The organism is Parasynechococcus sp., from assembly GCF_042954245.1.
Lineage (GTDB): Bacteria > Cyanobacteriota > Cyanobacteriia > PCC-6307 > Cyanobiaceae > Parasynechococcus.
This window is the reverse complement of sequence record NZ_JBGKDP010000249.1, coordinates 1-6,665: the sequence shown is the minus strand read 5'-3', so window position 1 is coordinate 6,665 and position 6,665 is coordinate 1. Positions and strand designations below refer to the sequence as shown.

Annotated in this window: 4 protein-coding genes; 3 read left to right on the top strand and 1 reads right to left on the bottom strand. The window is 61.9% G+C overall.

Annotated features, from left to right (window positions below; all coding sequences use genetic code 11):
* Together recG and ACGVJ8_RS11515 are read left to right on the top strand one after the other, a co-directional pair.
* Positions 1-1,951, top strand: a 1,951-nt coding sequence (gene recG, locus ACGVJ8_RS11520; RefSeq protein ID WP_392348234.1) for an ATP-dependent DNA helicase RecG, incomplete at its 5' end; no start/stop codon positions are given.
* Between the two features lie 22 nt (positions 1,952-1,973).
* The gene (locus tag ACGVJ8_RS11515; protein WP_392348232.1) at positions 1,974-2,675 is read left to right on the top strand and encodes a M15 family metallopeptidase; all 702 of its coding nucleotides are present in this window, start codon (positions 1,974-1,976) and stop codon (positions 2,673-2,675) included.
* Here the strand turns inward: ACGVJ8_RS11515 and ACGVJ8_RS11510 are convergent.
* Complete coding sequence (locus tag ACGVJ8_RS11510; protein ID WP_392348236.1) at positions 2,639-4,381, bottom strand: NADPH-dependent assimilatory sulfite reductase hemoprotein subunit; 1,743 nt, start codon at positions 4,379-4,381, stop codon at positions 2,639-2,641. The two genes, ACGVJ8_RS11515 and ACGVJ8_RS11510, sit on opposite strands and share 37 nt — an antisense overlap.
* Before the next feature lie 88 nt (positions 4,382-4,469).
* Here ACGVJ8_RS11510 and glyS point away from each other — a divergent pair, with 88 nt between their 5' ends.
* The gene (glyS, locus tag ACGVJ8_RS11505; RefSeq protein WP_392348231.1) at positions 4,470-6,635 is read left to right on the top strand and encodes a glycine--tRNA ligase subunit beta; all 2,166 of its coding nucleotides are present in this window, start codon (positions 4,470-4,472) and stop codon (positions 6,633-6,635) included.
* The last annotated feature ends 30 nt before the right edge of the window (positions 6,636-6,665 follow it).

The following is a 6,665-nucleotide window of genomic DNA, read 5'->3' as shown; positions in this document are numbered from 1 at the left end:
GTCAGGCGAAACGGCCACGATCGTGGCCACGATCCGCCGATGCAACGGATTTGTGAGTCCGAGGAACACCAATCTCGCCATCATCGAGCTCCAGTTGCAGGATCCGACGGGTCGCTTGAAGGTGAGCCGTTTCCTGGCTGGCAAGCGCTTCAGTTCTCCGGCCTACCTCAAAAGTCAGCAGCGCCTCTACCCCGTTGGTGCAACGGTGGCCGTCAGTGGTCTGGTGAAAGATGGCCTCTCCGGCATCACCTTTCAGGATCCATTGATTGAAGTGCTGGACAGCCCCTCGTCTCCGGTTAAATCCCCTAACGTCGCCCGACTTCTTCCAGTGTATCCCCTCACTGAAGGAGTCGGAGCTGATCGTTTCCGCAGCCTGATCGATCAGGTCTTGCCCCTAGCGGCATCTTGGCCTGATCCTCTCCCCGCCGCGTTGCAGCGGCAATTCCAGTTGCCGGCGTTGGCGGATGCCCTGCAGGCCCTGCATGCGCCCCAGGACCGCGAGAGCCTCTATCAGGGACGCCGCCGGCTGGTGTTCGATGAGTTTCTGCTTCTGCAGCTCGGTCTGTTGCGCCGACGCCAGGCGCTGCGCTCCCGGACGGGACCGGACCTGGATCTCCAATCCAGTTCCAACGGGCTTGTGGGGATGTTCATGGATCTGCTGCCCTTCCGCTTCACCGCAGCCCAACAACGAGTGTTTCAGGAGATCGAAGCTGATCTGGCGCGCACCGAACCCATGGCCCGTCTGGTGCAGGGGGACGTCGGCTCGGGAAAGACGGTGGTCGCCATTGCAGCGTTGCTCAGCACCATTGCCTCGGGCTGGCAGGGGGCCCTGATGGCTCCAACGGAGGTATTGGCCGAGCAGCATTACCGCAACCTCTGCCAGTGGCTGCCGCAGCTCCATGTCAGCGTCGCCTTGCTGACGGGATCCACACCGCGGCCTCGCCGTCGGGAGCTGCTGGATGATCTGGCTAACGGTTCCCTGAAGGTGCTGGTGGGCACCCATGCCCTGCTGGAGGATCCGGTTGTCTTCAACCGGCTGGGACTGGTGGTGGTGGACGAACAGCACCGTTTCGGCGTGCATCAACGGGATCGCCTGCTCAACAAGGGCTTGCAGCCCCACCTGCTCACCATGACGGCAACACCGATCCCACGGACCCTGGCGCTCTCGATGCATGGGGATCTCGACGTCAGCCAGATCGATGAATTGCCTCTAGGGCGCACACCGATTCGAACCCGCATGCTCACGGCTGGAAAGCGGGAGAAGGCTTACGAGTTGATCCGTGAGGAGGTGCAGCTGGGTCAGCGGGCCTATGTCGTTCTGCCTCTAGTGGATGAGTCGGAAAAGCTCGAACTTCGCTCAGCCGTTGAGGTTCACGCCGAATTGGCCTCGGAGGTTTTCCCTGACCTGACGGTCGGTCTGCTTCACGGGCGTCTGTCCAGCGCCGAGAAGCAGGCGGTGCTGACCGATTTCGCAGCGGGCAAGAGCCAGGTTCTGGTGTCGACCACGGTGGTGGAAGTGGGAGTGGATATTCCGGAGGCCAGCGTGATGGTGATCGACCATGCCGAGCGCTTTGGTTTGGCGCAACTTCATCAGTTGCGGGGGCGCGTCGGCCGAGGCGCCGCTGCCTCCCATTGCCTGCTGATTAATGGCAGCTCAAACCCCCTGTCACGCCAGCGTTTGGATGTGCTGGTGCGGTCCACCGATGGCTTTGAGATCGCCGAAATGGATCTGCACTTGCGTGGGCCGGGGCAGGTGCTGGGAACTCGTCAGTCGGGCTTACCTGATCTGGCTTTGGCCAGCCTTGTCGATGATGGTGCTGTTCTGGAGGACGCACGAACGGCTGCCCAGGAGCTGTTGAACCACGATCCTGAGCTTGAGCAGCACCCGTTGCTGCGCGAGACCCTGGAGGCGCAGCAACGTCGCCTCAGCGGCAGTACCCCCTTGAACTGATCCATTCCGTTTCAGCAATTCGATGCGCCCCTGGAGCCCGATTCCGATCGAAGACTGTGGAGAGCCTCTGCAAGCCCTGCCTCGCGCTTTGTTGCGGATGGAACCCCATCCCTACATGGCGCTCGATGCGCCCTATGGGGCTTCGGGCAATCCCTTCCAACTGCGCCAGGGGGTGGTTCAGCGCCTGCTAGACGCTCAGCAACGGTTGATCCAGCACGACTCCAGCCTTCGCCTCAGCATTGTTGATGCCTGGCGGCCGATCGCCGTGCAGGCCTTCATGGTGGACCACAGCATTGAGAACCTCTGCCGCGAACGTGGTGTTGAGGCGCGCTCAGGGGACGCGTTCGATCGGGTAGTGACCGATGTGGGGCATTTCTGGGCAGCTCCCAGTCGGGATCCCGCCACCCCACCACCCCACAGCACCGGGGCTGCTGTCGACCTCACCCTCAGTAGCAGTGATGGAATGCCGCTGGCCATGGGCGGAGAGATTGATGCCATTGGTGCGGTGTCTGAACCGCAGCACTACGCCGGTCGGGAGGATTCCGATGCTCGGCGCTGGCATCAACGCCGGCAGTTGCTGGCTGATGCGATGGGAGCAGCCGGCTTTGCTCAGCATCCGAACGAGTGGTGGCACCACTCGTTCGGCGATCAGCTCTGGGCCTGGCGAAAGGGTGCAGCTGCGGCGGTCTACGCCGAGGCCGTCAACAGCGCCCTCACTTCTTGATCACCCAGCTTTTCGATGTGATCACCAAAGCTACGTCGTCCACCCGCGGCTTTCCAGCTGAGGAGGAGCGGCTCAAGGGTTTTTTCCAGATCGTCCAGGGGCAGCTTTTCCATATACGGGCGTGCCAGACGCTGGAGGCTGGGGGTGCCGCCAAGCCACAGCTGGTACTGATTGACTCCGTTGCCTACCAGTCCCAGCTCCGCCATGTACGGGCGAGCGCAGCCATTGGGGCAGCCGGTCATCCGCACCAGCAGGGATTTTTCGATCTCGAGTCGCCGCAGCTGGGTATCGAGGCGATCCAGAACATCAGGAAGGATGCGCTCTGATTCGGTGATGGCGAGTCCGCAAGTGGGCAGAGCTGGGCAAGCGATGGCATGCCTGGCTAGGGGGGCTGGGGCTTCAGGCACCTCAAACCCGAGAGCTTCCAGCTGGGTTCGGATGCTGGCCCGCTGGGAGGTGCCGATGTTGCACAGCAGCAGGTCCTGATTGGGGGTGAGACGAATCTCCAGCTGATAGGTCTCCACAAGCTGCCTGAGCCCTGTCTTGAGATCACCGTTCAGGCGTCCGCAGAGCAACGGCAGTCCCACGAACCACATCCCAGCCTTTTGCCGATGCCAGCCGAGGTAGTCCAAAAGCTTGGGCTTCGGCTCATTGCGCAGCCCCTTGAGGGTTCCCTTGAAGTAGGTCGCGCACAGGGTGTCGCGGAACCATTGGATGCCCTTGTCGTGCAGCAGGTACTTCATGCGGGCGTGCTTGCGCACCTCCCGATCCCCGTGGTCCCGTTGCAGCGCCAGGATCGCCTGGACGACATCCAGAACGTAGGCGGCATTGACGTAGCCCAGGGGATCCGCCGTGCGGGCGAAGGTTTCCTCCTTGTTGTGGGTGCGGCCCATGCCACCGCCCACGTAGACGTTGCAGCCGCGCAGATCGCCTGAGGGGTCGGTGAAGGCCACCAGACCGATGTCCTGAGTGAGCAGGTCAACAGAGTTGTCCCCTGGCACGGTGACGGCCACCTTGAACTTCCGGGGCAGGTAGGTGTCCCCGTAGAGAGGTTCCTCTGTGCTACCGGAAAAAACACCGCCTTCGCTCTGGCGCTTCCTGGTTTTCTGAACGGTCCGGCTGGGTTTGAAGCGATAACTCAGGTCACCATCCACCCAGAGGTCGAGATAGGCCCCCTCGGCCGCCTCGGGGCTGAGCAGATCAGCAATTTCATCGGCCAGGCGCCGTGCCACGGGATAGCCGCCTTTCTCAAAAGGAGCTGGTGGTGCCATCACATTGCGGTTGATGTCCCCGCAGGCCGCCAGGGTCGAGCCCATGTTGCGAACGATGGTGCCGATCACCTTTTTCAGGTCGGCCTTGGCAATGCCGTGCATCTGGAAGGCCTGACGGGTAGTGGCCCGCAGGGTTCCATCCCCAAGGCGGTTGGATAGGTCATCGAGGGCGAGGAACAGCCGGGCGGGGATGCGTCCGCCCGGACTGCGCAGCCGCAGCATCATTTGCCAGCTGCGAACCTTGTCTGTTTTGCGCAGTTCCCGGTGGTGCTGTTGGTAGCTGCCGTGAAACTTCAGCAGTTGAACGGCATCTTCCGTGAACCGAACATCGTCATTGCTGAGCTCGCTCAACAACGGGTCGCGCAGATGGTCGCTGTCCAGCTTGCGCTGCTCCGCCTTGGACAGCGATTGAGTTCTTGTTTCCGCTACTGCCAAGGAGCCTTCCCCCACCCCGAAAAGGATTTCTTGATTTGAACGTAGCGAAACGGCTTCCAATACAGTCGCCTCCGGCTCTGACCTTGGCGTGACAGCAACCTTTCTTCTGGAAATCGGCACCGAGGAGCTTCCTGCCGATTTCGTCAAGCAGGCGCTTGACCAGCTTCAGCAGCGGGTCAGCCGTGATCTGCGTGAGGCAAGGCTTGACCATGGAGCGGTGTCGGTGTTCGGCACCCCCCGGCGTCTGGTGGTCTCCGTCGCTGATCTGGAGGACCGCCAATCCGATCTTCAGGAAGACCGCAAGGGCCCTCCCGTGGCTCAGGCTTTCAAGGACGGCATCCCAGGGCCTGCAGCGATCGGCTTCGCCAAGCGCTGCGGTGTTGACCCCTCAGCGCTTGAGCAGCGTGAGACTCCGAAAGGGCCTTGCGTCTTCGCAACCGTGCTCACCCCCGGCCAAGCCTGTGTCGAACTGCTCCAGGGGCTAATTCCCCAATGGATTGATGCTCTGCAGGGTCGGCGGTTCATGCGCTGGGGCACCGGTACCCAGCGCTTCAGTCGCCCCATCCGCTGGCTGCTGGCACTTAAGGGTTCAGAGGTGATCCCGGTGGTGCTGGGCGGCGCTGACCCCGAGGTCCGCAGCGATCGTTTCAGCCGTGCCCACCGTCTCCATGGTGACGAGCCACTCTCCATCGCATCAGCGGAGGTGTTTGGAGAAACACTTGCCGCCGCCGGCGTTGTTGTCGATCGTGCGGAGCGGGCCAAACGGATTCGCACCAACCTTGATCATTCGGCTCAGGCCGCCAACGGAACACCCGACTGTCCGGAGTCGCTGTTCGAGGAACTGGTGGACCTGGTTGAAGACCCCAGGATTCTCGAAGGGACCATTGCTGAGCGGTACCTGCAGCTTCCTCCGGAGGTGATCAGCACGGTGATGCAGGCCCATCAGCGTTATGTGCCGCTGCAGGTGCCTGGTCTTGAGGCTGACCCGCTCCGACTCACCTCTGAGGCTGTGCTTCGGCCCCAGTTCCTTTTGGTGGGTAATGGCCTGGCCCAGGCGTCGTCCTTGATTGTTCGCGGCAATGAACGCGTGCTTGGAGCGCGACTCGCGGATGCCGAATTTTTCCTTGACGTTGACCGGCGTCAATCCAGCGTATCTCGGCGTCAAGCCCTCGACCATGTCACTTTCGCCGAAGGGCTGGGCAGTCTTCTGGACCGCTCCGAGCGGATCGAGCGGCTCACGGGGCTGCTATTGAAGCAACTCGGTCTTGATCAGAGCGTGGCGAATGCGGCCCAGCGTGCCGCTCATTTCTGCAAGAACGATCTGGTCAGCCAGATGGTGGGTGAGTTCCCTGAACTTCAGGGCCTGATGGGGGGCAAATACCTCCTGGAGGAGGGAGAACCCCGCGAGGTTGCTCTCGCTGTGGTGGAGCACTATCTGCCCCGGGGAGCCGGTGATGCCCTGCCCGCACCCCCCGCGGGAGCAGTTGTGGCCTTGGCGGAACGGCTCGAGCTGCTGCTCAGCATCTTTGCCAAGGGAGAGCGGCCGACCGGATCCTCTGACCCCTATGCCCTGCGCCGGGCCGGCAATGGTGTTGTGCAGATTCTCTGGGGCATGGCCTGGCGCCTTGATCTCATGGCGTTTCTGAGCGACGCCGTGGCGGAGTGGGCTGCCTTGTTCCCTGCCTTTGCGGTGGATGCCAGCCAACTGCACAACGATCTCTGTCAGCTGATGCGGCAGCGGATCGTGTCTCAACTGGAAGACGATGGCTTTGCCCCGGATTTTGTGCAGGCTGTAGCTGGTGATGCCGTCTCCAGCCAGCGACTGCTCAGTGACCCCCTGGATGTGAAACAGCGGATTCAGCTGTTGCGTGACCTTCGGGACAGCGGTCAGTTAGATGCCGTGCAGGCGGTGGTGCAACGGGCCGCGAAGCTTGCCGAAAAAGGGGATCTGGCGCGGGATCAGCTTGTAGCCGGCGATGTGGTTCAGCCCGAACGGTTCGAGTCTGCCAGTGAAAAGGATCTGTTCGCAGCTCTGGAGCAGCTGCAACCACTTGCTCAACAGCGATCGTATCAGGCCCTTGCTGATGCGCTTGTAGCGGCAACCCCGGCTCTCCAGGCCTTCTTTGATGGTGACACCAGCGTGCTGGTGATGGTCGACGATTCCGCGCTGAGGATCAATCGCCTCAACCTGTTGGCGGTCCTGCGCAATCAGGCCTCGGTATTGGCTGAATTTGAACCGATTCAATCCAAATGAATGGCAGCCCTGGCCTCTGCTTAACCGCAG